Here is a 24,721-nt window from a genome sequence, read left to right on the forward strand (position 1 = left end):
CGCTCAGCGCTCGTAGGCCGACAGGTCGCGCACCGCGCCGCGGTCGGCGGAGGTGGCCAGCAGCGCGTAGGCCTTCAGCGCGGTCGACACCCTGCGCTCGCGCGGCTTCGGTTTCCATGCAGCATGGCCGCGGCGCATCTCGGCCTGCCTGCGCTCGTCGAGTTCGGTGTCGTCGATGCGCAGGTGTATGCGACGGCCGGGGATGTCGATCTCGATCGCGTCGCCGTCGCGCACCAGCGCAATGGCTCCTCCAGAAGCCGCCTCGGGGGACATGTGGCCCACGGACAGACCCGAGGTGGCGCCCGAGAATCGGCCGTCGGTGATCAGCGCGCAGACCTTGTCCAGGCCGTGCGCCTTGAGCAGGATGGTCAGCTTCACCATTTCCTGCATCCCCGGCCCTCCGCGAGGGCCCTCGTAGCGGATCACCATCACGTGGCCCGGCTTCACCGCGCCGGAGACGATGGCCTCGGCGCCGTCGTTCTCGCTGTCGAACACGATGGCCTTGCCGTTGAACTTCAGGATGCTCTCGTGCACCCCGGCCGTCTTGACCACGCAGCCGTCGGGAGAGAGGTTGCCGCGCAGCACCGCCAGCCCGCCGTCCTGCGAGTACGCATGCGCGCCGTCGCGGATGCAGCCCTCGGCGCGGTCCAGGTCGAGGTCAGGATAGCGCTCGGCCTGCGAGAACGCAGACAGGCTCGGCACGCCGCCGGGCGCCGCCCGGAAGAAATGCACCACCGCCGCCGAGGGCGCGCCGCGCACGTCCCATTGCGCGAGGGCTTCGCGCAGGCTCGGCGAATGCACGCTCGGCACCTCCAGGTCGAGCAGGTCCAGCCGAGCCAGCTCGCCGAGGATGCCCATCACGCCGCCGGCGCGGTGCACGTCTTCCACGTGCCACAGCGGGGTCGACGGGGACAGCTTGCACAGGTTGGGCGTGCTGCGCGAGATCCGGTCGATGTCGTCCAGCGTGAAGTTCACGCCGCCCTCGTGGGCGGCCGCCAGCAGGTGCAGCACCGTGTTGGTGGAGCCGCCCATCGCCACGTCCATGCGCATCGCGTTCTCGAAGGCGCGCCGCGAGGCGATCGCTCGCGGCAGCACGCCTGCCTGGCCCTCGACGTAGTGGCGCTGGCAGAGCTCGACGATCAGCCGTGCAGCATCCAGGAAGAGTTGGCGTCGGTCGGCGTGCGTGGCCACCACGGTTCCGTTGCCGGGCAGCGCGAGGCCGAGCGCCTCGGTCAGGCAGTTCATCGAGTTGGCGGTGAACATCCCCGAGCACGATCCGCAGGTCGGACAGGCGGAGCGCTCCAGTTCTGCCACTTCCTGTGCGGTGGAGTTCGGGTTGCCCCAGGCCACCGCCATCGTGACGACATCCACCTTCTCGATGGCATCGCCCTTGAGGATCTTGCCGGCCTCCATCGGCCCGCCCGAGACGAACACCACCGGGATGTCCAGCCGCATCGCGGCCATCAGCATCCCCGGAGTGATCTTGTCGCAGTTGGAGATGCAGACCATGGCGTCGGCGCAGTGCGCGTTCACCATGTACTCGACCGAATCGGCGATCAGGTCGCGCGAGGGCAACGAGTAGAGCATGCCGTCGTGGCCGTTGGCGATGCCGTCGTCGACCGCGATGGTGTTGAACTCCTTGGCCACGCCGCCGGCCGCCTCGATCTCGCGCGCCACCAGTTGCCCCATGTCCTTCAGGTGGACGTGGCCGGGCACGAACTGGGTGAACGAGTTGACGACCGCCACGATGGGCTTGTCGAAGTCGTCGTCCCGCATTCCGGTTGCGCGCCAGAGCGCCCGGGCCCCCATGGCCGCGGAGCCCTGGGTGACCCGGCTGGATCGATAGGTCGGCATCGTGGCTTCCGCTCGTTCAGCGCTTGCGGCTGCGCGCGACGGCGTTGCCGACGAACACGTCCAGGGGCGTCTCGTTCAGGCTGTACCAGCGGTAGGCGTCGTCCCGGAACTTCATGTAGTGGTCGTGGATCTTCTTGAAGATCGGGTTGCGCGCCGATTCAGCGGCGTAGAAGTCCATCGCCACTTCGTAGCCCCGCGCGATGATGTCCTGCGGCATCGCCTTGACCTGGATTCCGGAAGCGATGATGCGCTGCAGCGCGGGCATGTTGAAGGCGTCGGCATAGGCCAGGCCGTCGGCGTTGTAGGCCCCCGCAGCGGCCAGGAAGGCCTTGCGATAGCCCTCCGGGAGCTTCTTCCAGTGATCTCGGTTGACGAAGAAGCACAACTGGTTCGTGTAGTCCCAGAAGCCCTGCGTGTAGTAGTACTTGGTGACACGCTGCAGATTGGTCTTTTCGTCGCCGACCGGAATCGCGTATTCGGCGGCGTCGATCGTGCCTTTCTCCAGCGAGGTGTAGATGTCGCTTGGCGGGATCATCTGCGGAATCACCCCCATTGCCGACAGGATCTCTCCGCCCAGGCCGGCGACCCGCATCTTCAGGCCCTCGAGGTCCTTCAGGCCCTTGATCTCCTTGCGGAACCAGCCGCCCATCTGGGCTCCGGTACTGCTCGACGGGATGTGCATCACGCCGTACTGGCTGTAGAGTTCCTTGTCGAGCAGCTCCGAGCCGCCGCCGAAACGCAGCCAGGCGTACTGCAGGCGGGCGTTCATGCCGAAGGGCACGCCGGTGCCGAACGCGAAGGCCTTGTTGATGCCGATGTAGAACAGCGACGCGGAGTAGGCAGCCTCGATCGTGCCGTTGCCCACCGCGTTGACCATCGCCGGCACCGGAACGATTTCATTGGCCTGGAAGAACTGGCAGGTGAACTTGCCGGCGGTCATCTGGCCGATCGAATCCATCACGTCCTGCTGGAGCTGGTAGATCTCGCCGAGGCTCTTCGGGTAGGAATTCTGGACCCGCCATTTGATCGTTGGGAGATTGTCCGACTGTGCGCTGGCGGCAGTCGTTGCAGCGGTGGCGGCCCCGCCCACGGCGAGGTTCCTGACGAAATTGCGACGATCCATGTTGCTCCTCCGGTTCTCGATGTGTCGTGACGGACGACCCCTCGAGGATTGTGGGTAGCCATGGAGAGGGCAGGAAAGGGCTTTCGCGGACGACTTGGAGGGATATCCGGACACGGCCGGCCGATGACGTGAGTTCCGGATCTGCGGCGCATTGCGGCAGCCGCGGCGGAAATCCGTTTCGAAGCAGGGGTGGCGTCCAGAGCCATGCTGACCTTTGGTGTCTAGTATTGAGGGGCATGACCGGGTTGATCGGGACTTGTTACGGGGTCGGGAATTGCATGGTGGGCACCGCGTCGTCCACGGTTGTTGTGCACTGCAAGGAGAAAACGTCATGCGAACCTCGGGAGCAAGACTGGATGAAGTGATCCATCCGATGCACAAGGCGCTGGTGCTGGTCGAAGCGCTCGCCAAGGAAAGCGTCGACGCAGGGCGCGCCCTGGAGGGCAGTGGCTTGCGCGAATGCGACCTCACCAACCCCGCGGCCCGCATGTCGGCGCGCCAGCTGCTCACGGTCTGCCGCAACGCGATGAGCCTCACCTCGGACCCGGTCTTCGCGATCCGCGCTGGCCGAAGGGTCCACGCCACCCACCTGGGCTTCTTCGGCTTTGCGCTGATCTGCAGCGAGACGCAGCGCGTGGCGCTGGAGTGCGTCAGCCGCTACCGGGCACTTAGCACGCCGATCATCGGAGTGGACTTCCGCGAGGAGGATGGGCGCTGCGTGCTCGAGTACTTCGACTCGCTCGATCTCGAAGATGACCTGTTCCGCTTCGTGCTCGACTTCCAGCTGGGGATCGGAGTCACGCTGCTCCAGGACCAGAACGGCGAAGGCTTCGCGGTGGACGCGATTCGCGTCTGCTATCCGGAATCGACCGACACTGGCGAGCGCGAGGGACTTCTAGAAGCGCCGATCGAGTTCGAGTGCGGGGAGAACGCCCTTGTCTGGGATGCGCGCTGGCTCGATCGGCCGCAGCCGTATGCAAATTCACTGACCTCGGTCCTGGTGCGCGAGGCCTGCGAGCGAATGCTCGCGGGCGTGCAAGCCGAGACAGGGACGGCGGGTGTCGTCGCGAGGATGCTGGTCGAGGAACCTGGACGCTTCCCAGGGATCGAGGAGATCTCGGCGCGCCTGCACATGACCTCACGGACCCTGCGGCGCAAGCTGCAGGCCGAAGGCACCGCCTACGCCAGCATCCTGGCGTCCGTGCGGAAGGACCTGGCAATCCGCTACCTGCGCACCACCCGGATGAAGACGGCCGAAATCGCCGAGTCGCTCGGATTCTCCGATGTTGCAAGCTTCCGGCAGGCGTTCCGGAAGTGGACCGGGCGTCTGCCCAGTGACTATCGCGCCCGCGGGCGGGTCACAAGCAGCGGACGTTCCGAGCTTGCCGAAAGCGGCTGATGCTGCAGACAGGCTGCCAGGTCACGGCACCTTGCCCTCGGTCACCAGCTCCATCCGCCGCCTGATCCCCGCCGCTGCCTGTGCGTCCCCGGCCGCCAGCACCCGTCGTTCCTGCACTCCGAGCCATGCCAGAAGCGGGCGCCGCCAGCCCTGGGCGGATGCGGTCTCCACGGCGATGCCGATGTGCTCCGGGCGGATGCGCGCGGTTCGCAGCAGCACGCCCGCGGCCACCAGGCGCGAGGCGGGGTTCTCGATCGCGGCCAGCGCGCCCGCGGGGTCTTCGGCGGCGGCGATGGCGCGATGCTGTTCCGGCAGCAGTCCGGCGGCGGCGGGACGTCCGGCGAGGTAGTCCGCGTAGGCTCGGTGTGCCGCACCCGCGTCCCCGGCCAGGGCGAGGAGGCCTGGGCAGTCGTCGAACTCCAGCGAGGCGACGCGCATCGCGCAACGCACCAGTTCGGCATGGGCGACCAGGTCGGGGCGCCCGGTGCGTGCGAGCTCGCTCCTGGCGAGGCCGAAGTCCGCCTGCGCCGCGCGCTCGTCGCCGCGCAGCCACGCAGCCTGGTAGCGCTCCAGCGCGGCGTGCGCGCTCGAGGCCCAGTCCGGCGCGGGCTTGCCTGCGCAGGCCGACAGCAGCAGGACGGCGGCCGCCAGGGCCGGCGCGAGCAGCGAGCGTGTGCGGCGCGTCATGGCAGGCGCAGCTCGGTGTCCCGGCGGAAGGGCCACTTCCGGTCGACCTCGTCGATCAGCGCGCTGGCCTTGCGCAGGCTCTCCTGCACCTGCGCGCGCAGTCCGGCCAGGTCTTCGGTGGCCGCCCGGGTGTTCGCGGCGATTCCCTGCGCATCGGCCAGGGTGGCGTCGGCCTTCTCGAGCGTGCGGCGCGCGTCGGCCAGCAGCGCGTTTAGCTGGCTGGCCGCGGCGCGGGCCTCGCCGACCAGGCCCGCGCTGCCGAAGAGGCTCGCATCCGCCTTGCGCGCGATGCCATCCAGGCGCGTCGCCACGGCGTCCATCGAAGCGAGCAGCCTGTTGGTGCGCTCGATCGACTGGAGCACCTTGCGCGCCTCGTCCTCGCTGCCCAGCAGAACCGTCAGCACGCCGTGCTGCCCGCCGGCCCGCTCGGCCAGCTCGCTCAGCCGGGCCAGCCCGGCGTTCAGCGCGGACGCCTCCGAGGTCATGCGTTCGACGTTCTCCAGCACCTTGTTCAGGTTCGCGATCAGCCCAGGCAGCTCGTCCGTGGTGTCGCCGCGCAGCACCGGACGGACGGCCCCGTCGGGAAGAGGCGCGTCGTCCAGGTTGCCCGTGAAGGCGCGCAGGCGGGCGCCGCCGACCAGGCCGCGCTCGAGCGTGAACACGCTGCCGGCGCGCAGCCAGCGCGCGTCGCTGCGTGGCACGTCGATCTCGATGCGCGCCTGCCCGGTCTGCGCCAGCTCGATGCGCCGGACCCTGCCGACGGGGAAGCCCGAGAAGCTGAGGTCAGCGCCCACGCTGACGCCCTCGGAATCGCTGGCCATCAGCACCAGCGTCTGCGTGCTCTCGAAGGTTCCGCGCGAATAGAGGACGAAGCCGGTGAACCCGGCGGCCAGCGCGAGCGTGAGCGCCAGCAGCAGCGTGGCCCGGAACCGGATGCGCCGGTCGGTGGCGGTGTCGGGCCGCTGTTCGTCCATGCTTCAGGCGTACATCACGGCGAGCGAACCGACCTCGATCGCCACCAGCGCCACGCCCAGCCGCGCCATGCCGTCGCGTATCGCGGCAGGCACCAGGCGCAGGTTGCGCGGGATCGACAGCGCCGCGCTGACCGGGATCGCGGCGACCGCCAGGCCGAAGAACAGCGTCTTGAGCGCAAGGCCCGTGACGACCACTGGCGCGAACACCTGGCCGATGATCCGCAGGTAGGGGTCGAGCGCCCAGGGCGAGAGGCCGTACATCACCAGGTAGGCGATCAGCATCGCGATGGCGCTGCTGAGCCAGGCCAGCAGCATCACGGCCACCACGCTGCCGAAGGCGCGTGGCGCGAAGGCATGCCGGACCGGGTCCTGGCCGCGGGCGCGCATCGCCTCGAAATCGCCGCGCACATGCTTGAGCGCCACGTGCGTGCTCATCGCCGCACCGGAGCGCAGTGCCACCGACAGCGCCGCCAGCAGAGGGATCACCTCGATCACCAGCACGCGCACCGCGAGCTCCAGCGCGTACTGCGAAAGGCCATAGGACTGGGCGGTGTCCACCACGATGCGCACCAGCACGAGGCTGAGCACCGCGCAGGCCGCGAGGAAGCCAGGCAGGGCCGGCCAGGCCGACAGCACGACCTGCCGCGCCGTGGCGCGGCGCATCTCGCGGTCGTAGGCGTCCGGCGACAGCGCCGTGGCCAGCGTCAGCGCGGCGAAGCGCAGCGCCTGCCACCAGGCTTCGGCGCGTTCGCGTACCGAAGCCTCCGGTTGCCAGGGCGCAGGCGGCGGGGGCTCCGCCGGGGCCGGAGTTGTCTGAGGCGATGCCATCGGCCGATGATAGCGCGGGCCGAGGCGGCTGCCGTCGGGGGACGTTCCCTGCCCCCGCCCTGCGTCTCAGCTGGTGTGGTGCACCGGTCCCATGCCCCACACCGGCGTCTCGAGGCCTTCCATCCTGGCCTTCAGCTGCAGCGCGAGCAGCAGCGAGTAGAAGCGAGACTGCTGCAGGTTGCCGCCGTGGAACCAGAGCCCCGGCTGGTGGGTCGGCTTCCACATGTTGCGCAGTTCGCCTTCCCACGGCCCGGGGTCCTTCGCGGTGCCGGAGCCGAGTCCCCAGCACTTGCCGACCCGGTCGGCGACCTCCTGCGAAATGATCTTCGCGGCCCAGCCGTTCATCGATCCGTAGCCGGTCGCGTAGACGATCAGGTCGGCAGGCAGCTCGCTGCCGTCGTCGAGCACCACGGAGCGGGCGCGAAGTTCCGTCACGTTGACGCCGCTGCGCAGCGCGATGCTGCCGTCGGCCACCAGCTCCGAGGCGCCGACGTCGATGTAGTAGCCCGAGCCGCGCCGCATGTACTTGAGCGAGAGCCCAGAACCGTCCTCGCCGAAGTCGAGCATGAAGCCGGCCTGGCGCAGACGCTCGTAGAACCCTGCGTCCTTGCGGGCGATTTCCGCGTACACCGGCTTCTGCGCCTCGGTCATCACGCGAAACGGCATCGTGGCGAGCGTCATGTCGGCGCGCTCGGTGGTGATGCCGCGGCGCAGCGCGTCCTCGGAGAAAAGCCTGCCCCAGCCCGCGTCCATCAGGGTCTCGGAGCGCACGACCAGGGTGCTGGAGCGCTGGAGCATCGTCACCTTCGCTTCGTGCTCCCACAGGTCCGCGCAGATGTCGTGCGCAGAGTTGTTCGAGCCCACCACGACGCAGTGCCGGCCCCGATAGGCCTCGCCGCTTCGATACTCGCTGGAGTGCACCTGCTCGCCGAGGAAGCGCTCGGCGCCAGGGAACTTCGGAACCTCGGGCATGCCCGACATGCCGGTGGCCAGGATCAGCTGCTTCGGGCGCAGCACGACGGTCTCGCCGGCCCGGTCCACGGCGACCGACCACTCCTGCGCCGCCTCATCCCAGCGCGCGCTGCGGCACTCGGTGGAACTCCAGTAGTTCAGCTCCATCAGCTTCGTGTAGGCCTCCAGCCAGTCGCCCATCTTGTCCTTGGGCGTGAACACCGGCCAATTGTCGGGGAAGGGCAGGTACGGCAGGTGGTCGTACCAGACCGGGTCGTGCAGGCACAGCGACCTGTATCGGGCGCGCCATGCGTCGCCCGCGCGCGGGTGGCTGTCGATGACCAGCGCCGGCACCTCGAGCTGCTTCAGGCGCGCTGCCAGCGCGATGCCGCCCTGGCCGCCGCCCACCACCAGGCAGTAGGGCTGGCGGACATGGCCGAGCTCCGCCTGCTCGGCGGCGCGTTCCTCGAGCCAGCTTCTCCGGTTGCGGCGGACGCCGTGCTCCACGCCCCTGGGGCGCTTCTCGCCGCGCCTCTCCTCGAAGCCCTTCAGTTCGGCCAGCATCGTCGTCAGCGTCCAGCAGCGGCCGTCCTTCAGACGGACGTGGCCGCGGCCCCGGCCGAGCGCGGTCTCGAAGACCAGCCAGGCCTCGGTGACCTCGCCGGCCCGGGTGGCTTCGCCGTCAAGCCGCCACGAGGAAGGCCGGGTGGCGGCCAGCGTGCCGGCGAGCATCGCGGCGATGCTGTCGCGGCCTTCCATGGTCCGGATGTTCCAGGTGAAGGAGACGAGATCGCGCCAGTAGCTCTCGGCGCCGAACAGCGCGGCGGCGGCGGCCGGGTCGCTGCCCGACAGTGCCGCATCGAAGCGGCCCAGCCATTCCTGCGCGGTTGCGGTCGGTGTCGATGTGTTCATCTTCCTGTCCTCTGGGATGCCGTCGGGTCGGCTTGCCGCTGAGCATAGCAATCGCGCCGGCGCGCGTCGGAGCCGGCGTTCCACCTTGCTTGCCGCGCCCCCGGGCGCGGCCGTATGCTGCCCGGTCCACTGGAGGAAACAGGAACAATCCGATGAACGCACCCGAACGCACCGCCCTGGCTGCATCCCGGCAGGCCGAGCACCCGAACCTCCCCATGCAGCCGCCGGTGTTCGCCACCGTCGAGGAAGAGCGCCTGCACCGCAAGCAGCGGCTGGCCGCGACCTTCCGGCTGTTCTCGAAGATGGGCTTCGACGAAGGGGTCGCGGGCCACGTGACCGCGCGCGATCCCGAGTTCACCGACACCTTCTGGGTCAACCCTTTCGCCGTGCACTTCAGCCAGATCCGGGTCTCGAACCTGATCCGCGTGAATGACGAAGGCGAGGTCGTCGAAGGGAATTACCCGGTGAATCGTGCCGCGTTCGCCATCCACTCGAACGTGCACAGCGCAAGGCCGGAGGTGGTCGCGGCCGCGCACACCCATTCGACCTGGGGCCGCGCGTGGTCGACGCTGGGCCGCCCGCTCGACCCGATCACCCAGGATGTCTGTGCCTTCTACAACGATCACGCCGTCTACGACGACTTCGGCGGGGTGGTGGTCGAACTCGACGAAGGCGCACGGATCGCGAAGTCGCTGGGCGGCAGGAAGGCGGTCATCCTTCAGAACCACGGCCTGCTCACCGTCGGTCGCACCGTCGACGAAGCCGCGTGGTGGTACATCACGATGGAGCGTTCCTGCCAGGTGCAGCTGCACGCCGAGGCCGCCGCCGCGCGCACCGGCGCCGGCCCGAAGCTGATCCGCAAGGAGTCCGCCGAGCAGGCCGCCAGCCTGGTCGGCACGCCGACCGCCGGCTGGTTCCAGTTCCAGCCGCTCTACGCGCGCATCCTCAAGGAGCAGCCGGACTTCCTGGACTGAGCCGCGCCGACTCCGCCGGCGTCCGACGTCCGACGTCCGACGTCCGGCGGATCGCGGGATCGGCCGGCAGGCCGCCCGGATGACGGTGCTCCTGCGTGATGGCCCGGCGCACCGTCAAGTACGTGCGATCGATTGTCCGGCGCCTCTGCGCGGGCGCTCGGAGACCGCCGAGGAGCGCAGCCCGCATGGCCGCGCGCGAAGCGCGCCTCGTTCCACTGACTTGCGGCAGCATGTCCGAGCGTAGCTCGCGAAGCGAGCGCAGCGAGTTCTGCCGCAGGCCATGCGGGCGAGCACCGCAGGTGGCGGCGCGCAGCGCCGCCAGCCCGGAGGGCCGGTCTCCCCGCGCCCGCGCAGAGGCGCCGGACAACCGATCGCCCGCACGGCACAAAACGAGAACGGCCCGCACGCAGCAGGCCGTCCCTCAGCCGAACCGAACGCCGGTCAGAGCGTCCGGCTGATCACTTCCTTCATGATCTCGCTGGTGCCCCCGAAGATCCGCTGCACCCGCGCATCCGCGTAGGCACGGGTGATCGGATACTCCAGCATGAAGCCGCTGCCGCCGTGCAGCTGCACGCACTCGTCGAGCACGCGGCCCTGCATCTCGGTGCACCAGAGCTTGGCCATCGACGCGGTGGCGGTGTCGAGCTCCTTCTTCAGCACCGACTCGATGCAGCGGTCCACGAACACGCGGCCCACCTGCACCTCGGTCTTCAGCTCGGCGAGCTTGAAGCGCACGCTCTGGAAGTCGAACACCGTCTTGCCGAAGGCCTTGCGCTCGTGGACGTAGTCGTTGGTCCAGCCCACCGCCGCCTCGGCGTTGGCCACCGCCCGGATCGCGATCATCAGGCGCTCCCAGGGCAGCTCCTGCATCAGGTAGATGAAGCCCTCGCCCTCGCGGCCCAGCATGCGGCTGGCGGGCACCCGCACGTTGTCGAAGAACAGCTCCGAGGTGTCCTGCGCCTTCAGGCCAAGCTTCTTCAGGCGCTTGCCCTTGCTGAAGCCGGGCATCCCTTCCTCGACGATGAACAGGCTGGTGCCCTTGGCGCCGAGCTCCGGGTTGCTCTTGGCCACCACCACCACCACGTCGGCGTTGTAGCCGTTGGTGATGTAGGTCTTGGAACCGTTGATCACCCACTCGTCGCCGTCGCGCTTTGCGGTGGTGCGGATCGACTGCAGGTCGGAGCCGGCGCCAGGCTCGGTCATCGCGATCGCGCCGATCTTCTCGCCGCGGGCCATCGCCGGCAGGTAGGCCTGCTTGATCTCCTCGGAGCCGAAGTTCACCAGGTAGTTGCTGACGATGTCGGAGTGCAGCGAGAAGCCGGGGCCCGAGGCGCCCAGGCGCGCGGCCTCCTCGATGAGGATCGTGCTGTAGAGGCGGTCGACGCCCGCGCCGCCGTACTGCTCGGGCATCGTGACGCACAGCAGGCCGGCGTCGCCGGCCTTCTTCCAGCAGTCGCGATCGACGTAGCCCTGCTCTTCCCAGCGTTCGTGGTGCGGCATCACTTCTGTTTCGAAGAAGCGGCGCACGTTGTCGCGGAAGAGCTCGTGGTCCGAGTCGAAGAGCTTGCGGGCCAGGTGCTGCGGTTGCTTGCGGGACATGGATTTTCTCCGTTCGGGGGGGCGGTTCGGGGCCGGGCTCAGGCGATCTCGGCCACGCCGTGGGACAGGACGACCACATCGCGCTCGACCGAGCGCGCGCGGAACTGGATGCGATTGCCCTGCCGCCACATCTCGGTGCGCAGCGTCTCGCCCGGGAACACCGGGCCCGAAAAGCGCAGGCCGATCGACTTCAGGCGGGCGGGGTCGTAGTCGCAGCAGGTCTTGATGATGGCGTGACCGGCCACGCCGAAGCTGGCCAGGCCGTGCAGGATGGGCCGGGGGAAGCCGGCCGCCCGGGCGACCTTCGGGTCGGCGTGCAGCGGGTTCTGGTCGGCACACAGCCGGTAGATCAGCGCGGCCTGCGGCAGGGTCGGCAGGTCGCAGGCGAGATCGGGCGGGCTGTCCGGGGTCGCGGGCTTGGGCGTGGGGGCGGGGTCGCCGCCGCGCGGGCCGTTGCCGGGCTGCTCCGAGAAGCCGCCGTCGCCGCGGCAGAAGCTCAGCTGCTCGAGGGTGGCGAGCAGCTCGCCGGTCGCCTTGTCGTGCAGCATGCGTTCCTGGACGAGGATGGCGCCCTTGTCGCGCCCCTTGTCGACGATGCCCTTGACGCGCGTGCTGCCGATGACGGTCGCGGCGGCCGGGATCGGGCGGTGGATGGTGAGGCTCTGCTCGCCATGCAGCACCTTCACCCAGTCGACGCCGGTGTTCTGCTCCTTGACCCAGAAACCGTGGGTCGCGAGGACCACCGGCATGGTGGGCGCGGCGACCATGTCCTCCTCGTAGACGAAGCGCAGCTGCCGCTCGTCCATCGGGTCGTGGCCGTAGCCGACGCCCAGCGCGTAGAGCGCGGAGGCCTTCCAGTCGTAGGTATGCTCGACGTCTGCGAGCGGCCAGTTGCGCAGGCGCGCGTAATCGATTGCCATCGGGTCTGATCCTGGATTCGGTGGCCGGAAACATACCGCGCCTCGTGCGGTTCGCCAAACCGGCACGCGCGCAGCGACGCGCATACCGCGGACCGGATCAGCGGCCCGCGCTCGCCCCCGGGCGCGGCGGACGCGCGACCCAGATCAGGCCGATCAGCACCAGGAAGACCGCGGCAGACGCGAAGTTGATCTCGACCATCGAGATCGTGAAGCCCTGCTGGTCGACCATCCGGCTGATCGTCGCGAGCGACTGCGTCTGGTCGAAGCCTGCAGCGCCCAGGGTGGCAAGCGCCTGGTCGGTGGGCGCAGCCCCGGGGGCGAGCGACTCCACCAGCTGCTCGTGGTGCATGGCGGTGCGGTCGGACCAGAGCGTGGTGGTCAGTGAGGTGCCGAAGGCGCCCGCGCAGGTGCGCATGAAGTTGCTGAGCCCCGAGGCTGCGGGCAGGCGGTCGGCGGAGAGGCCCGCCAGTCCGATCGAGGTGAGCGGCACGAAGAACATCGCCACCGCGATGCCCTGGATCAGCGAGGGCAGCATCAGCGTCGCCAGGTCTGCCTGCATGCTGAACATCGAACGCATGCCGAAGGCGATCGCGAACACCAGCAGCGACGCGGTCGCGATCAGGCGCGGGTCGATGCGCTGCAGGCTGCGGCCCACCAGCGGCATCAGGAAGATCGCGAACACGCCGACCGGAGCCATCACCGCGCCGGCCATGGTGGCGGTGTAGCCCATCTGCTGCTGCAGCCAGAGCGGCATCATCACGGCGTTGCCGAAGAAGATGCCGTAGGTCAGCGCCAGGGCCAGGGTGCTGGTCCAGAAGTTCCGGCGCAGCAGCAGCGTGAGGTCGACGACCGGGTGCGCGTCGGTGAGCTCCCAGATCAGGAAGGCCGCAAGGGTGATCACGCAGACGATGGCGAGCACGACGACGGTGGTCGACGAGAACCAGTCCTGCTCCTTGCCCAGGTCGAGCATCATCTGCAGCGAGCCCACCCAGATCACCAGCAGCGTCATTCCGACCACGTCGACCGGCAGCTTGCGGATGGCGGTCTCGCGGCTGCGGTAGATCGGCAGCATCAGCATCAGCGTGAGCACGCCGATCGGCACGTTGATATAGAAGATCCACGACCAGGACATGTTGTCGGTGATCCAGCCGCCCAGCAGGGGGCCGACGATCGGCGCGACCAGCGTGGTCATCGACCAGAGCGCCAGCGCGATGCCGGCCTGCGCTGGCGGGTAGCTGGCCAGCAGCAGAGTCTGCGAGACCGGGATCAGCGGGCCCGCCACCGCGCCCTGCAGGATGCGAAAGGCGATCAGCGACTCGAGGTTGGGGGCCAGCCCGCACAGCCAGGAGCCAAGGACGAACAGTGTCACGCTGGCGGTGAACAGCCGCACCTGCCCGAAGCGCTGCACCAGCCAGCCGGTCAGCGGCATGGAGATCGCGGTGGCCATGCCGAAGCTGGTGATCACCCAGGTGCCCTGCGACGGCGTGGCGCCCAGGTCGCCCGCGATGGCCGGCAGCGAGACGTTGGCGATCGAGCTGGTGAGGACGTTCAGGAAGGTCGCGAGCGACAGCGCGAAGGTGCCGAGCGCGAGCTCGAAGCCCTTGAGCGGCGCGCTCGGCGCCGGCGCCGCGGCTGCGGTCATCGCGGCGCGCGGCCCAGGTTCTCGGCGACGATCCGTGCGATGCGCTCGTCCGCGCCCTTGGCGGCGTCGTCGAACACGGGCGTGGAAGCCAGCGGCTCGCTGCGCGGCGCGGCGGCGAGCGCGGTCCCGCTGCGGTCGCCGATGTCGACCTTCGCGTGCATCGACAGCCCCATCCGCAGCGGATGCTCGCCGAGCTGCTTGGGATCGAGCGCGATGCGCACCGGCACCCGCTGCACCACCTTGATCCAGTTCCCGGTGGCGTTCTGCGCGGGCAGCAGCGCGAAGGTCGCGCCGGTGCCGGCGGCCAGGCCGTGCACGCGCCCCTCGTAGACGATCTTGCTGCCGTAGACGTCGGCGGTCAGGGTCACCGGCTGGCCGATCCGGATGTCGCGCAGTTGCGGCTCCTTGAAGTTCGCGTCCACCCAGACCCGGTCGAGCGCCACCACCGACAGCATCGGGGCGCCCGCCTGGATGCGCTGGCCGATCTGCACGGTGCGCCGCGCCACGTGGCCGGTCACCGGCGAGGCCACGGTGGTGCGGGCCAGCGCCAGCCAGGCTTCGCGGACCTGGGCCGCGGCGTGCCGGACGCTGGGATGCTCCTCGACCGTCGTCGATTCGGTCATCACCAGGTTGGCGGCAAGCTGCTCGCGGGCGGCCAGCACGCCGGCCTCGGCGGCCGTTACCGCGGCGCGGGCGGTGGCGATCGCGTCGCGGATGTGCTGCACCTCTTCGCCGCGCACCGCACCGCTGGCGACCAGGCCGGCGCGCCGCGCGAGATCGCCTTCCGCCCTTGCCAGGTCGGTGCGGACCCGCTTCAGTTCGGCCTCGCGCACCGCAATGCCGGCCCTGAGGGTGGCATTGTTGGCGTAGGTCCCGCGGATCTCCCGCACGGTCTGCGCCAGCTGCGCCTCGGCCCGGGCCAGCGCGACGCGCGCATCGGCGTCGTCGAAGCTCACCAGCGGCTGCCCGGCCTGGACCATCTCGGTCTCGTCGGCATGGATGGCAATCACCGAGCCGGCCGACTGCGGCGTCACCTGCACAACGTTGCCCTGCACGTAGGCGTTGTCGGTGCTCATGTAGCGGCTGCCGACGATCCACCACCAGGCGGCGTAGGCGATCGCGCCCAGGATCACCACTGCCGCCAGCATCAGCATGCCCTTGCGGCGCCTGGACGAATTTCTGCGGAGGTGCTCCGCCTGGGGAGTGTCGGCGTTCATCGGGGAGATCCGTCGTTTCTGGCGTCTGGGGCGAGGTAGCCGCCGCCCAGCGCGTGGGCGAGGCCGGCGTGGAGTTCGGCGGCGCGCGCATCGAGGTCGGCGGCGAGCCTGCGTTCGGCGGTCACCGCCGCCTGCGCCGAGATCACCTCCAGGTAGGTGCCCAGGCCGGCCCGGTAGCGCTGCACCGCGAGCTCCTGGGCGTCGTCGGCGGCCTCGAGCGCAAGCCGCTGCTCGCGCTCGCGCCGGGCGAGCGCGTGCAGCGACGCCAGCCGGTCGGCCACCTCGCGCGCCGCGTCGGCGATCGCGCCGTTGTAGGCGTGTACCGCCTCGTCGAGCCCGGCGGTCCGGTCGCGCAGCTCGGCGCGCAGCGCGCCGGTGTCGAACAGCGGCAGGCGCACTGCCGGCCCGACCCCCCAGGTGCGGCTGCCGGCGTCCAGCCATTGCGTGAGGTTGAGCGTGGACAGGCCGAGGAAGCCGGCGAGGTTCACGTTCGGGTAGAAGCGTGCGCGGGTCTCGTCGCGCGCGCCGAGCGCGGCCTCGATGCGCCAGCGGGCCGCGGCGACGTCGGCCCGCCGGCCGAGCAGGTCGGCAGGAACTTCCGCCGGCAGTGCGGCGCGCGGCGCGGGCGGCAGCGACGCCTCCAGCGCGGCCAGCGCCTGCGGCGGCTGTGCGCTCAGCACGGCCAGCGCGTGGCGCACCAGCGCGATCTCGCCGTCGAGCGCCTCGATCCCTGCGCGGGTGCGCGGCAGTTCGCCCTCCGCGCGGCGCAGCTCGACCCGGCTGTCCAGGCCGGCCACGGTGCGCTGGCGCACCAGCTCGACCATCCGCTCGTCCTGCGCCCGGGTTTCGCGCGCCAGGCGCCGCTGCTCCAGCAGGCGCGCGAGTTCGATCCAGCCGGCCACGACCCGGCTGGCGAGCAGGACGCGCGCGGCCTGCAGCTCGGCTTCGGCGGCCTGGACCGTGCCCAGCGCCGCCTGCAGCGCGGCGCGGTGTCGGCCGAAGAAATCCAGTTCCCAGCCGAGCACCAGCGTGGCCGCGTAGGTGGTGCGGGTGCGTCCGGCCAGCGCCGGCGGGATCATCCCGGTCTCGGTGAAGCGCTGCCGGGTGACGTCGACGCGTCCGCCCACGCCGGGGCCGCTCTCGGACTCGGCGAGGTCGACCAGGCTGCGCGCGCGCGCCAGGCGCGACTCGGTCGCCATCAGCGACGGGTTGCCGGCCAGCGCGCGCTCGACCAGCGCCGCCAGGCGGTCGTCGCCATACGGCCGCCACCATTGCGCATCGGGCCAGTCGAAGGCGGCAGGAGCGGTTGCCAGGCCGACGGCGGCCGGCTGCGCCTGGCGGGCCTTGGGCGAAATCCCCGAGAGGTCGGCGCAGGCGCCCGCCAGCAGGCAGGCGCAGGCGGCCAGCAGGGCCGCGAGCGGCCTGCGCGCGGACAGCGGGCGGTGCGGGGTGATCTGCTCCATCGTCTGCCTCGCCTGCATCAGCCCGGGTGGTTGCGGGGCGCGTGCAGCCGCCCGCCGTTGTCGACCATCCGCGCGAGCATCGACTTCAGCGCCGAGAACTCGTCCTCGCTGAAGCCGTCCAGATGGGCGTTGTAGACCGCCGACAGCACTGCGGGAACCCGCGCCGCAGCGCGCTCGCCCTCGGCGGTCAGCTCCAGCAGGACCAGCCGGCGATCCTCCTCAGAGCGGTGGCGCAGCAGCAGGCCCTTGCGCTCGAGGCGGTCGAGGGTGCGCGTCATGGCGCCGGGGCCGACCTCCATCTCCTGGGCGAGCGCCGCCGCGGTGCGGGCGCGGCCGACCGAAATCAGGAAGAGCGGGCCCCACTGGGCGTCGGTCAGGCCGTGCCGGGCCATCTCGGCGTCGATGCAGCGGGTCATCGACAGGCGCAGCTGCCGGATCAGCGCTCCGATGGTGTCGCCGACGCGGTAGGTCTGCGCGGTGTAGAAGACCGGCGCTGGTGCGGCGGGAGTCGGGGAGCGGTTCATTGCCCAGGCATTCATTGCAAGCTCAACAAAGTAGGATGCGGCCATCGGGCGGTCAATGGCGGCCGCGCTGATAGAGTCCGTTTTGTCGATGAACGAAGAGGCGCGCCACGCGCCCGGAGGAGACCCCGTGTCCATGAATGCCAAGGATCTGGCTGCGCTGGCGGCCGAACTCGAGCGGCTGCTGAAGCTGCGCGCCATCCCGTTCGGGATGAAGCTCTTCGATACCGTCGAGGAGATGGAGGCGATCCCGAAGATCCGCCGGCCCCAGTCGGTCCACACCACCGACCAGATCGTCGCGCAGGCGGCGCGGCTGGGATGGACCGTGGGGATCACCGGCGACGACCTGGTGGGCGCCCAGTGCCGCGCAGTGGTGGGCCTGGGGCCTCAGGATGCCGAATGGCGCTCCGGCAAGGCGATGACCGGGGTCTGGTACGCGACCGTCGAGGACGCGAGCGCGCACCAGGCCGCGATGCAGGTGGTGCCCGCGGGCCGCTACCGCGCGCTGGCGGTGGCGCCGCTCGCCTCGGGCCGGCTCGATCCGCCCGACGTGGCGCTGTTCTACGCCACGCCCGGCGCGATGATGTACTTCATCAACGGGCTGCAGTGGGCTGGTTACAAACGCTTCGACTGGAGCGTCGTCGGCGAGTCCTCCTGCGCCGACTCCTGGGGACGCGCGCTGTCGCGGCGCGAGCCGAGCCTGTCGATTCCCTGCTTCGCCGAGCGCCGCTACGGCGGCGTGCTCGACGACGAGATGCTGATGGCGCTGCCCCCGGAGCAGCTGGTCCGCGCGATCGAGGGCATGCACGCGCTGGCGAAGAACGGCTTCCGCTATCCCTTCCCGCAGTACGGCATCCAGCAGGACGTGCGCGCGGGAATGGCGGTCAGCTACGCGAAGGGGCCTTGAGCCAGGCAGGCGAGCAGGACACCCCGCGCTCGCCCGACCCGATCCATACCTCGCCGTCCTGGATGTTGCAGCTCAGCTGCATCGAACGCTCCGCCAGGCCGGCGAGCTCGGCGCCGGCCTCGGCGTCGATGCGCAACACCGCCAGGTTGTGCTGCCGGCCCAGCGCGCCAGCGTTCTGGCCCCACCAGATGTCGGCCTTGCTGCCGCCGTAGGCGACCACCAGCACGCGCTCGGCGCGTCCGCAGGCCTTGCGGATCCATTTCTCGTCGGGCAGGCCCACCTCGATCCACAGGCGGATGACGCCGGTCAGGTCGCGCACCCACAGGTCCGGTTCATCGTCGGTCGACAGGCCCCGGCCGAAGGCCAGCCCTTCCTCGGCGTTCAGCGCGAAGGCCAGCAGCCGCACCATCAGCCGCTCCTCGGTCTCCGAGGGGTGGCGGGCAAGGATCAGTGCGTGGGTCGAGTAATGGCCGCGGTCCATGTCGGCGACCTGGAGTTCGGCCTTGTAGACCGTGGAGCGAATGGCCATGGGGAGAGGGGTCCGGAGGGGGCGCGGTCGCAGCGGCGGACGGCCCGGGTGGCAGGGGAGCCGCGGATTGTAGACTCCAGGGGGACCCGCCGGGATGGGCCGGCGGCCGCATGGGCGACAGGCCCTGGAGGATTCGGGAATGGGCAGACTGGAAGGCAGGCGGGCGATCGTCACGGGGGCGGGCAGCGGCATCGGCCGCGCCAGCGCCGCGCTGTTCGCGCGCGAGGGCGCATCGGTGCTCGCGGTGGACCGCAGCCGGGAGTCCGTCGAGGAGACGGTGGCGCAGATCGCTGCCGCCGGAGGCAGCGCCATCGCGATGGCGGCCGACGCTGGGCTCGAGAGTGACGTCCAGGCCTACGTGGCGCGCGCCATGGACGCGTTCGGCGGAATCGACGTGCTGTTCGCGAACGCGGGGATCAGCGGCGGCGACGTCTCCCTCTTCGAGCAGTCGGTCGAGCTCTGGCAGGAGGTGCTGCGCGTCAACCTGATCGGCCCCTTCCTGGCGGTCAGGCACGCGGCGCCGCCGATGATCGCGCAGGGCCGCGGCGCCATTGTCTGCACCGCCTCGGCCGCCGGCTTGCGGGCCAATGCGGGCGGCACGCCCTACAGCGCCAGCAAGGCCGGCGTGATCAGCCTGGTGCAGACCGCGGCCAACTCGTTGGCCGGCACCGGCGTGCGCATCAATGCCATCTGTCCCGGGCTGATCGAGACCGGCATGACCCGTCCGGTCTTCGACATGGCGCGCGCCCGCGGCACCGAGGACCGGATCGGCCAGCTCAACCCCATGGAGCGCTACGGGCTGCCGGAAGAGATCGCCGCGGCGGCGCTGTTCCTGGCCAGCGATGAGGCTTCCTACGTCAACGGACAGGCGATCGCCGTGGACGGCGGCCTGTCGAGCACGCATCCGTTCAAGCGGCGGCGGAAATAGGCCGCAGGCCTGCACTGCGGCTGCGGTGCAGCAGGAAGAGCACGATCGCGATGTTGAGCGCGTTCCAGGCGATGCCGTTGACGAAGGCCGCCTGGTAGGAGCCGGTCAGGTCGTGGATCCTGCCCGAGAGCCAGCCGCCGATCGCCATCCCGAACAGGGTGGCGGTGATGACCAGGCTGATCCGGGTTCCTGCCTGGGCCGGCGGGAAGTTCTCCCGGACCACGATCGCGTAGGACGGCACGATGCCGCCCTGGAACAGGCCGAACAGCGCCGAGACCAGGTAGAGCGACATCAGCGAGTTCGAGGGCAGATACATCAGCAGCGCGATCCCCTGCAGCACCGAGCCGAGCAGCAGGGTGCGCAGGCCGCCGATGCGGTCGCAGATGAAGCCCGAGGCGAGCCGGCTCACGATGCCGAGCCCCAGCATCAGCGAGAGCATTTCCGCGCCGCGCGCCGGCCCGTAGCCGAGGTCGCCGCACAGCGCGACGATGTGCACCTGGGGCATCGACATCGCCACGCAGCAGGCGACGCCCGCGACGATCAGCAGCGTCTGCAGGGTGCCTGGCGCGATGCCGCGGGGCAGCGCCGGCGCGAGGCCGGGCCGGGGCGCCGGGGCAGCCGCGGGCGTGGCGGCCGCAACCGCGGCCGCGGCGCCTGGCGCAGCCGGGATGGCTGGCTCCGCCCGCGCCGCCGCAGCCAGCGCGGCGGCCGTCTGCGTCGAGACCTGCGGCGGACGCCGGCGCAGCAGCAGCGCCAGCGGCAGGATCGTCGCGACGCAGAACAGGCCGATGCCGGCGTAGGCCGTGCGCCAGCCGATCGTGTCGACCAGGTGCTGGACGATCGGCGGCCAGACGGTGCCGGCCAGGTAGTTGCCGCTGGCGCAGACGGCCACGGCGATGCCGCGCCGCCGCTCGAACCACAGCGAGGTGTCGGCCATCAGCGGCGAGAAGGTGGCGGAGCTGCCCAGCAGGCCGATCAGGCCCTGGGCCAGGACGAAGCTCCACAGGCCGCCGGCCTGGCCGGCCAGCGTGAAGCCCGCGCCGATGCTCAGCCCGCCCAGCATCACCGGCACCATGATGCCGAAACGGTCCGACAGCCAGCCCATCAGCAGGCCGCCCAGGCCGAAGCCGATCATCGTCGCGGTGAAGGGGAGCGAGGCATCGGAGCGGCCGATGCCGAATTCGACCTGAACGGCCGGCAGTACCACCACCACCGAGTACATGCCGACGCCGCCGATCGTCGACAGCAGCAGCGACACCAGCAGCCGGAACACGGCGTAGTGGGAGTCGACGCCCTGGCCGTCGGAGCGGCTCATCTCGGGTGATCAGGGCGTCGGTGTCGGCGTCGTCAGGCGGGCTGGCCGGCCCCGCAGCAGAGCTTGTACTTCTTGCCGCTGCCGCAGGGGCAGGGATCGTTGCGGCCCACCTTGCCGCCGGGGCGGCGCTGGGTGCTCGGCGCCAGGTTGCGCTCGCGCTGCACGCGGAAGAACTGGTGGATGTCCATCACGCTGTCGAACATCGCCTCGATGACGGCGGCACGCTCTGCCTCGGGAATCGCCTCGCCGGGCTCGTCGTCGCCCGGCTCGATCTCCTCGGCCAGGCGCATCATCGGCTCGAGGATGTCGACTGCGTCCTCGTCGTCGTCCAGCGCCGCCCAGGCGTCGGGACGGATCGCCATCCCGCGCAGGAAGCCGATCGCCCAGGCATTGCCCTGCGCCGTTCCCTGCTCGTCGTAGCTGAGCACCGGGGCGAAGCCCTCAGCCTCGTAGAGCTGCCCGACGACGGCCAGCCAGTGGATATCGAGCAGCTTGCGCAGCTCGTCGATCTCGGCGGACTCAGGGACGCTCGCGCCATCCTCGAGGCCGATCACCAGCGGCAGGTATTCGTCCATGGGAACCTGCTCGGTGCAGCAGGCGAGCGCCGCGTAGAAGCCGTCAAGCTCCTCCAGCGTCATCGATTCTTCTGGGCTGATCGACTCGAGCAGGGCGTCGAGACGGGCGAGTTCGGTGTCCGTGAGGAGCCGGGGGGAATTGGTCGTGTTCATGCCGCTATCCTACAGCCAGGCTGGCCGCCGGCGCGACCGCGCCGCCGTTCAGCGCAGCGTGGCGAAGTAGAGCCACAGGGCGGAGATTTCCACCTCGTTCAACCTGCCCAGCGCGGCCACCGGCATCGGCGTGCGCAGCGCGTGGCCGTCGATCGCCGACCGGCCGGTGCGCATCGTCGAGACGAAGGCCTGCTCGGTCCAGCGCGCGTCCGCGCCCAGGCGCAGCGACGAGGCTGGCGCCCAGTCGGGAGGCGCGCCGGGGATCGGCCCGCCGCGGAACTCGCTGCCGTGGCAGCCGGAGCAGGCGCCCGCGGCCAGGTAGCGGCCGAACTCGACGCTGCGCCCCTCCGCCGGTTTGTCGGCGAACGTCGCCGAGTGATCGATCCGCTCGGCTGCGAAGAGCGGCAGGCGTCCGGATGCGTAGAGCAGCTTCGCTCCGGGGCCGAGCACCAGCGGCGCGCTGGCCCGCTCGACCGGCGGCACGCTGCGCAGGTAGGCGACCGCCGCGGCGAGGTCCTGCCGGCCGAGGTTGTGGTACTCGTGGGACGGCATGATCGCCAGCGGCCGGCCGTCGCGGCCGATTCCGTTCCGGATCGCCGCCGCGATGTCGTCGTCGGTCCAGTCGCGCAGCGCGGCGGGAGTGATGTTCGGGGCGCGCACGGAGCCGATGAAGGCGTTCTCGACGATCACTGCGCCCGAGAGGTCGGCGCCATGGCAGTCGGTGCAGCCGTTGCGCACGAGAACGATGCGCCGGCCGAGCTCCGGCGGCGCGTTGGCGACCGCATCGGCGAGCTGCAGCTGCGGCTTCGGGTAGCGTCTGGCGAGCGCCTCGCCGGTCCGCCAGTGCGCCCAGAGGAAGGCGGCGAGCGCCGCGACTGCAAGCACGCCGAACAGGCCGGCCGCGATCCTGAGCAGTTTTCCCATGGCGCGCCTCCACCTTGCCGCCCAGAGAAGGCGAAAGCGTAAGCCTTGGCGGGCCGGCAGGCAACGGGTGCGCGCGCTGCCGGGCGCCGGGGCATGGCGCCGGCGGCGCCCACGCCGCTCACCACATGCCGCGCAGCTTCGAGGCGACGTCCACCCGGGCGCGGCCGGCGGTCGCGGCGGGCACGCCCGGGGTCGCCGGCGGACCGGCGCGTTCAAATTGCGCGAGCATCGCGGCATCGAGGAAGCGGCTGCGCGCGCCGTGCACGTAGCCGTCGCCGAAGCGCGCCTGGCCGGTCACGTAGTAGCGCTGCGGCTCGATCAGCTGCAGGGTGTCGCGGGCGCGGGTCAGCGCCACGTAGAGCAGCCGCCGTTCCTCTTCGATGGCATCCGCGTCGCCGGTGGAGTACTCGTTCGGGAAGTTGCCGTCGGCCACGTTGAGCAGGTAGACCGCATCCCACTCCTGGCCCTTGGCGGAGTGCACCGTCGACAGGACCAGGTAGTCCTCGTCGAGCAGCGGCGTGCCGGCGAGGTCGCCCGAAGCCTGCGGCGGATCGAGGGTGAGCTCGGTGAGGAAGCGCTCGCGGCTGCCGAACTGCGGCGCGACGGCGGCGATCATGTCGAGGTCCGCGGCGCGGACCGCTGCGTCGTCGTGGCGGCGCTCGAGCACCGGCTGGTACCAGCGCCGCGCCGCGTCCACCTGGCCGGGCCAGGGCGTGGCAGGGTCGGCGAGCCGCACCATCAGGTCCACGAAGGCAGGCCAGGAATCCCCGGCGGCGGACGGCGCGGCGAAGCCCCGCAGCGCCGCGAGCTGGTTGCCTGCGGCGGCGACGCAGTCGATGCCGCGGCGGGCGTTGGCGGGGCCGAAGCCGCTCATCAACTGCAGCGCGCGGAAGGCTGCAATGCCGTTGCGCGGGTTGTCGGCCCAGCGCAGCAGCGCAAGCAGATCCTTCACATGGGCCGCTTCAAGGAAGCGCAGGCCGCCATGCTTGACGTAGGGGATGTTGCGCCGGGTGAGCTCGAGCTCGAGCAGGTCGCTGTGATGGCTGCTGCGGAACAGCACCGCCTGACGCCGCAGCGCCACGCCGGTTTCGCGCAGGCGCAGCACCTCGCCGGCGACGTGATCGGCCTGCGAGCGTTCGTCCAGCACCGACACCAGGCGCGGCTTCGCGCCGGCGCCGCGGGCCGCGCGCAGGGTTTTCGGGTACTGCCTGGGAGCGCCGGCCAGCAGCGTGTTGGCGGCGTCGAGCACCGGCTGCACCGACCGGTAGTTCAGCTCCAGCGTGATCCGGCGCGCGGGCGGGTCGAAGCGCTCCGGGAAGCCCAGGATGTTGCCGATGTCCGCCGCGCGGAAGGCGTAAATGGACTGCGCGTCGTCGCCGACCACGGTGAGGCCGTCGCCCGCGGGCTTGAGCGCCAGCAGGATTTCGGACTGCAGCGCGTTGGTGTCCTGGTACTCGTCGACCAGCACGTGATCGAAGCGCGCGCCGATCTCGGCGGCCAGGGCGGGGTCGGCGACCGCGGCATGCCACCACAGCAGCAGATCGTCGTAGTCGAGCACGCCGTTGGCCTGCTTGCGCTCGACGTAGGCGCGGAACAGCCCCTTGAGTTCGTCCGCCCACTGCGCGCACCACGGGAAGGTCTTCTCGAGCACCCGCTCCAGCGGCCAGCCGGTGTTCACCCGGTGCGAGTAGATCGCCAGGCAGGTGTCCTTGCGCGGAAAGCGCTGGGGGCGGGAGGAGAGATCGAGCTCATGGCGCAGCAGGTCGATGAGGTCGGCGGCGTCGCCGCGGTCGAGGATGCCGAAGCCGGGGTCGAGTCCGACCTGCGCTGCGTGCTGGCGCAGCAGTCGCGCGCCGATCGCGTGGAAGGTGCCGGCCCAGGGGAGCCTTGGAGTGCCGCGCCGGCCCTGGGCGGCAAGCTGTGCGCCGACGATGCTTTCGGCGCGGCGCACCATCTCCTGGGCGGCGCGCCGGCTGAAGGTCAGCAGCAGGATGCGCTCCGGATCGACGCCTTCCAGGACCAGGTGGGCGACCCGGTGGGCCAGCGTGGCGGTCTTGCCGGTGCCCGCCCCCGCGATCACCAGCAGCGGCCCGGCGCTGAACCGTCCCTGCGCGTCGCGGGCGCCGTGGCTGGCGGCGGCGCGCTGCTCGGGATTCAGTGCGTCGGGCGGGGCGGGCGCGACCGGCGCGGGCGTGGCTCCGGGGCCCGCGGCCGCCGTCGCTGCCGCTTCCTGGAGATCCGGGAGGGTGGCGGTGGGCATGGCGCGAGTCTAGCCCAGCTGCTGTATGCATATCCACCATCAGGATGAGTCCGGCGCCCCGCCTGA

The 24,721-nt window shown here is 70.7% G+C and carries 21 protein-coding genes; 4 read left to right on the forward strand and 17 right to left on the reverse strand.

Features of this window, described 5'->3' with window-relative positions:
- Nucleotides 1-3: 3 nt before the first annotated feature.
- Nucleotides 4-1,854 carry a dihydroxy-acid dehydratase gene (gene ilvD, locus HNQ70_RS14765; protein ID WP_183968986.1) on the reverse strand — a complete coding sequence of 617 codons (1,851 nt, stop codon included), beginning with the start codon at nt 1,852-1,854 and terminating at the stop codon, nt 4-6.
- A 16-nt stretch (nt 1,855-1,870) separates the two neighbouring features.
- Nucleotides 1,871-2,977 carry a TRAP transporter substrate-binding protein gene (locus HNQ70_RS14770; RefSeq protein WP_183968988.1) on the reverse strand — a complete coding sequence of 369 codons (1,107 nt, stop codon included), beginning with the start codon at nt 2,975-2,977 and terminating at the stop codon, nt 1,871-1,873.
- A 331-nt stretch (nt 2,978-3,308) separates the two neighbouring features.
- Here HNQ70_RS14770 and HNQ70_RS14775 point away from each other — a divergent pair, with 331 nt between their 5' ends.
- Nucleotides 3,309-4,376, forward strand: coding sequence for an AraC family transcriptional regulator (locus HNQ70_RS14775; RefSeq protein WP_183968990.1), 1,068 nt, complete (start codon nt 3,309-3,311; stop codon nt 4,374-4,376).
- Nucleotides 4,377-4,397: 21 nt separating this feature from the next.
- On the opposite strand, the gene HNQ70_RS14780 is transcribed toward HNQ70_RS14775, so the two are convergent.
- From HNQ70_RS14780 to HNQ70_RS14795, 4 genes are all read right to left on the reverse strand, one after another.
- Nucleotides 4,398-5,063: a hypothetical protein gene (locus HNQ70_RS14780; RefSeq protein WP_183968992.1), complete on the reverse strand. Its 666-nt coding sequence runs from the start codon at nt 5,061-5,063 to the stop codon at nt 4,398-4,400.
- Nucleotides 5,060-6,037: an MlaD family protein gene (locus HNQ70_RS14785; protein WP_183968994.1), complete on the reverse strand. Its 978-nt coding sequence runs from the start codon at nt 6,035-6,037 to the stop codon at nt 5,060-5,062. The genes HNQ70_RS14780 and HNQ70_RS14785 overlap by 4 nt, the downstream gene beginning before the upstream one ends.
- A gap of 3 nt (nt 6,038-6,040) precedes the next feature.
- On the reverse strand, nt 6,041-6,865 hold the full coding sequence (locus HNQ70_RS14790; RefSeq protein ID WP_183968996.1) for an MlaE family ABC transporter permease: 825 nt from the start codon (nt 6,863-6,865) through the stop codon (nt 6,041-6,043).
- A gap of 66 nt (nt 6,866-6,931) precedes the next feature.
- Nucleotides 6,932-8,728 carry a flavin-containing monooxygenase gene (locus HNQ70_RS14795; protein ID WP_183968998.1) on the reverse strand — a complete coding sequence of 599 codons (1,797 nt, stop codon included), beginning with the start codon at nt 8,726-8,728 and terminating at the stop codon, nt 6,932-6,934.
- A 152-nt stretch (nt 8,729-8,880) separates the two neighbouring features.
- Between HNQ70_RS14795 and HNQ70_RS14800 the strand changes: the two genes are divergently transcribed.
- Nucleotides 8,881-9,702, forward strand: a complete 822-nt coding sequence (locus tag HNQ70_RS14800; RefSeq protein ID WP_183969001.1) for a class II aldolase/adducin family protein — start codon at nt 8,881-8,883, stop codon at nt 9,700-9,702.
- Nucleotides 9,703-10,143: 441 nt separating this feature from the next.
- On the opposite strand, the gene HNQ70_RS14805 is transcribed toward HNQ70_RS14800, so the two are convergent.
- The 6 genes from HNQ70_RS14805 to HNQ70_RS14830 all read right to left on the reverse strand — a co-directional run bounded on the left by HNQ70_RS14805 (nt 10,144) and on the right by HNQ70_RS14830 (nt 17,067).
- Nucleotides 10,144-11,301 carry an acyl-CoA dehydrogenase family protein gene (locus HNQ70_RS14805; RefSeq protein ID WP_183969003.1) on the reverse strand — a complete coding sequence of 386 codons (1,158 nt, stop codon included), beginning with the start codon at nt 11,299-11,301 and terminating at the stop codon, nt 10,144-10,146.
- Nucleotides 11,302-11,339: 38 nt separating this feature from the next.
- Complete coding sequence (locus HNQ70_RS14810; RefSeq protein WP_183969005.1) at nt 11,340-12,221, reverse strand: MaoC/PaaZ C-terminal domain-containing protein; 882 nt, start codon at nt 12,219-12,221, stop codon at nt 11,340-11,342.
- A gap of 97 nt (nt 12,222-12,318) precedes the next feature.
- Nucleotides 12,319-13,863, reverse strand: a complete 1,545-nt coding sequence (locus HNQ70_RS14815) for a DHA2 family efflux MFS transporter permease subunit (RefSeq protein ID WP_183969007.1) — start codon at nt 13,861-13,863, stop codon at nt 12,319-12,321.
- Nucleotides 13,860-15,080 carry an HlyD/EmrA/EmrK family protein gene (locus tag HNQ70_RS14820; protein WP_183969009.1) on the reverse strand — a complete coding sequence of 407 codons (1,221 nt, stop codon included), beginning with the start codon at nt 15,078-15,080 and terminating at the stop codon, nt 13,860-13,862. Before HNQ70_RS14820 ends, HNQ70_RS14815 begins: the two co-directional genes overlap by 4 nt.
- Nucleotides 15,077-16,543: an efflux transporter outer membrane subunit gene (locus HNQ70_RS14825; RefSeq protein WP_183969011.1), complete on the reverse strand. Its 1,467-nt coding sequence runs from the start codon at nt 16,541-16,543 to the stop codon at nt 15,077-15,079. The genes HNQ70_RS14820 and HNQ70_RS14825 overlap by 4 nt, the downstream gene beginning before the upstream one ends.
- A 17-nt stretch (nt 16,544-16,560) precedes the next feature.
- The gene (locus tag HNQ70_RS14830) at nt 16,561-17,067 is read right to left on the reverse strand and encodes a MarR family winged helix-turn-helix transcriptional regulator (RefSeq protein ID WP_183969013.1); all 507 of its coding nucleotides are present in this window, start codon (nt 17,065-17,067) and stop codon (nt 16,561-16,563) included.
- A 133-nt stretch (nt 17,068-17,200) separates the two neighbouring features.
- On the opposite strand from HNQ70_RS14830, the gene HNQ70_RS14835 reads away from it, so the two are divergent.
- Nucleotides 17,201-17,971: a DUF169 domain-containing protein gene (locus tag HNQ70_RS14835; RefSeq protein WP_221302819.1), complete on the forward strand. Its 771-nt coding sequence runs from the start codon at nt 17,201-17,203 to the stop codon at nt 17,969-17,971.
- Here HNQ70_RS14835 and HNQ70_RS14840 read toward each other — a convergent pair.
- Entirely contained in the window at nt 17,949-18,500 is a 552-nt protein-coding gene (locus tag HNQ70_RS14840; protein ID WP_183969017.1) for a YaeQ family protein, read from the reverse strand. The two genes, HNQ70_RS14835 and HNQ70_RS14840, sit on opposite strands and share 23 nt — an antisense overlap.
- Nucleotides 18,501-18,639: 139 nt before the next feature.
- Here HNQ70_RS14840 and HNQ70_RS14845 point away from each other — a divergent pair, with 139 nt between their 5' ends.
- Nucleotides 18,640-19,428: an SDR family NAD(P)-dependent oxidoreductase gene (locus HNQ70_RS14845; RefSeq protein WP_183969019.1), complete on the forward strand. Its 789-nt coding sequence runs from the start codon at nt 18,640-18,642 to the stop codon at nt 19,426-19,428.
- Here HNQ70_RS14845 and HNQ70_RS14850 read toward each other — a convergent pair.
- The 4 genes from HNQ70_RS14850 to HNQ70_RS14865 all read right to left on the reverse strand — a co-directional run bounded on the left by HNQ70_RS14850 (nt 19,409) and on the right by HNQ70_RS14865 (nt 24,655).
- Nucleotides 19,409-20,743 carry an MFS transporter gene (locus HNQ70_RS14850; protein ID WP_183969021.1) on the reverse strand — a complete coding sequence of 445 codons (1,335 nt, stop codon included), beginning with the start codon at nt 20,741-20,743 and terminating at the stop codon, nt 19,409-19,411. The two genes, HNQ70_RS14845 and HNQ70_RS14850, sit on opposite strands and share 20 nt — an antisense overlap.
- Before the next feature lie 32 nt (nt 20,744-20,775).
- Nucleotides 20,776-21,471: a YecA/YgfB family protein gene (locus tag HNQ70_RS14855; RefSeq protein WP_183969023.1), complete on the reverse strand. Its 696-nt coding sequence runs from the start codon at nt 21,469-21,471 to the stop codon at nt 20,776-20,778.
- 48 nt (nt 21,472-21,519) lie between these two features.
- Complete coding sequence (locus tag HNQ70_RS14860; protein ID WP_183969025.1) at nt 21,520-22,395, reverse strand: cytochrome c; 876 nt, start codon at nt 22,393-22,395, stop codon at nt 21,520-21,522.
- A 118-nt stretch (nt 22,396-22,513) separates the two neighbouring features.
- Nucleotides 22,514-24,655: an ATP-dependent helicase gene (locus HNQ70_RS14865; protein ID WP_183969026.1), complete on the reverse strand. Its 2,142-nt coding sequence runs from the start codon at nt 24,653-24,655 to the stop codon at nt 22,514-22,516.
- Between the last annotated feature and the right edge of the window lie 66 nt (nt 24,656-24,721).

Source organism: Quisquiliibacterium transsilvanicum (genome assembly GCF_014202215.1).
In the GTDB taxonomy this organism is placed as follows: Bacteria; Pseudomonadota; Gammaproteobacteria; order Burkholderiales; family Burkholderiaceae_E; genus Quisquiliibacterium; species Quisquiliibacterium transsilvanicum.

What these genes read in the sequence shown, in the direction of transcription:
- HNQ70_RS14795 (WP_183968998.1), bottom strand. Translation starts at nt 8,728, where the DNA reads ATGAACACATCGACACCGACCGCAACCGCGCAGGAATGGCTGGGCCGC.
- HNQ70_RS14820 (WP_183969009.1), bottom strand. Translation starts at nt 15,080, where the DNA reads ATGAACGCCGACACTCCCCAGGCGGAGCACCTCCGCAGAAATTCGTCC.
- HNQ70_RS14825 (WP_183969011.1), bottom strand. Translation starts at nt 16,543, where the DNA reads ATGGAGCAGATCACCCCGCACCGCCCGCTGTCCGCGCGCAGGCCGCTC.
- HNQ70_RS14835 (WP_221302819.1), top strand. Translation starts at nt 17,201, where the DNA reads ATGAATGCCAAGGATCTGGCTGCGCTGGCGGCCGAACTCGAGCGGCTG.
- HNQ70_RS14830 (WP_183969013.1), bottom strand. Translation starts at nt 17,067, where the DNA reads ATGAACCGCTCCCCGACTCCCGCCGCACCAGCGCCGGTCTTCTACACC.
- ilvD (WP_183968986.1), bottom strand. Translation starts at nt 1,854, where the DNA reads ATGCCGACCTATCGATCCAGCCGGGTCACCCAGGGCTCCGCGGCCATG.
- HNQ70_RS14805 (WP_183969003.1), bottom strand. Translation starts at nt 11,301, where the DNA reads ATGTCCCGCAAGCAACCGCAGCACCTGGCCCGCAAGCTCTTCGACTCG.
- HNQ70_RS14785 (WP_183968994.1), bottom strand. Translation starts at nt 6,037, where the DNA reads ATGGACGAACAGCGGCCCGACACCGCCACCGACCGGCGCATCCGGTTC.
- HNQ70_RS14770 (WP_183968988.1), bottom strand. Translation starts at nt 2,977, where the DNA reads ATGGATCGTCGCAATTTCGTCAGGAACCTCGCCGTGGGCGGGGCCGCC.
- HNQ70_RS14865 (WP_183969026.1), bottom strand. Translation starts at nt 24,655, where the DNA reads ATGCCCACCGCCACCCTCCCGGATCTCCAGGAAGCGGCAGCGACGGCG.
- HNQ70_RS14855 (WP_183969023.1), bottom strand. Translation starts at nt 21,471, where the DNA reads ATGAACACGACCAATTCCCCCCGGCTCCTCACGGACACCGAACTCGCC.
- HNQ70_RS14790 (WP_183968996.1), bottom strand. Translation starts at nt 6,865, where the DNA reads ATGGCATCGCCTCAGACAACTCCGGCCCCGGCGGAGCCCCCGCCGCCT.
- HNQ70_RS14840 (WP_183969017.1), bottom strand. Translation starts at nt 18,500, where the DNA reads ATGGCCATTCGCTCCACGGTCTACAAGGCCGAACTCCAGGTCGCCGAC.
- HNQ70_RS14800 (WP_183969001.1), top strand. Translation starts at nt 8,881, where the DNA reads ATGAACGCACCCGAACGCACCGCCCTGGCTGCATCCCGGCAGGCCGAG.
- HNQ70_RS14780 (WP_183968992.1), bottom strand. Translation starts at nt 5,063, where the DNA reads ATGACGCGCCGCACACGCTCGCTGCTCGCGCCGGCCCTGGCGGCCGCC.
- HNQ70_RS14810 (WP_183969005.1), bottom strand. Translation starts at nt 12,221, where the DNA reads ATGGCAATCGATTACGCGCGCCTGCGCAACTGGCCGCTCGCAGACGTC.
- HNQ70_RS14815 (WP_183969007.1), bottom strand. Translation starts at nt 13,863, where the DNA reads ATGACCGCAGCCGCGGCGCCGGCGCCGAGCGCGCCGCTCAAGGGCTTC.
- HNQ70_RS14850 (WP_183969021.1), bottom strand. Translation starts at nt 20,743, where the DNA reads ATGAGCCGCTCCGACGGCCAGGGCGTCGACTCCCACTACGCCGTGTTC.
- HNQ70_RS14775 (WP_183968990.1), top strand. Translation starts at nt 3,309, where the DNA reads ATGCGAACCTCGGGAGCAAGACTGGATGAAGTGATCCATCCGATGCAC.
- HNQ70_RS14860 (WP_183969025.1), bottom strand. Translation starts at nt 22,395, where the DNA reads ATGGGAAAACTGCTCAGGATCGCGGCCGGCCTGTTCGGCGTGCTTGCA.
- HNQ70_RS14845 (WP_183969019.1), top strand. Translation starts at nt 18,640, where the DNA reads ATGGGCAGACTGGAAGGCAGGCGGGCGATCGTCACGGGGGCGGGCAGC.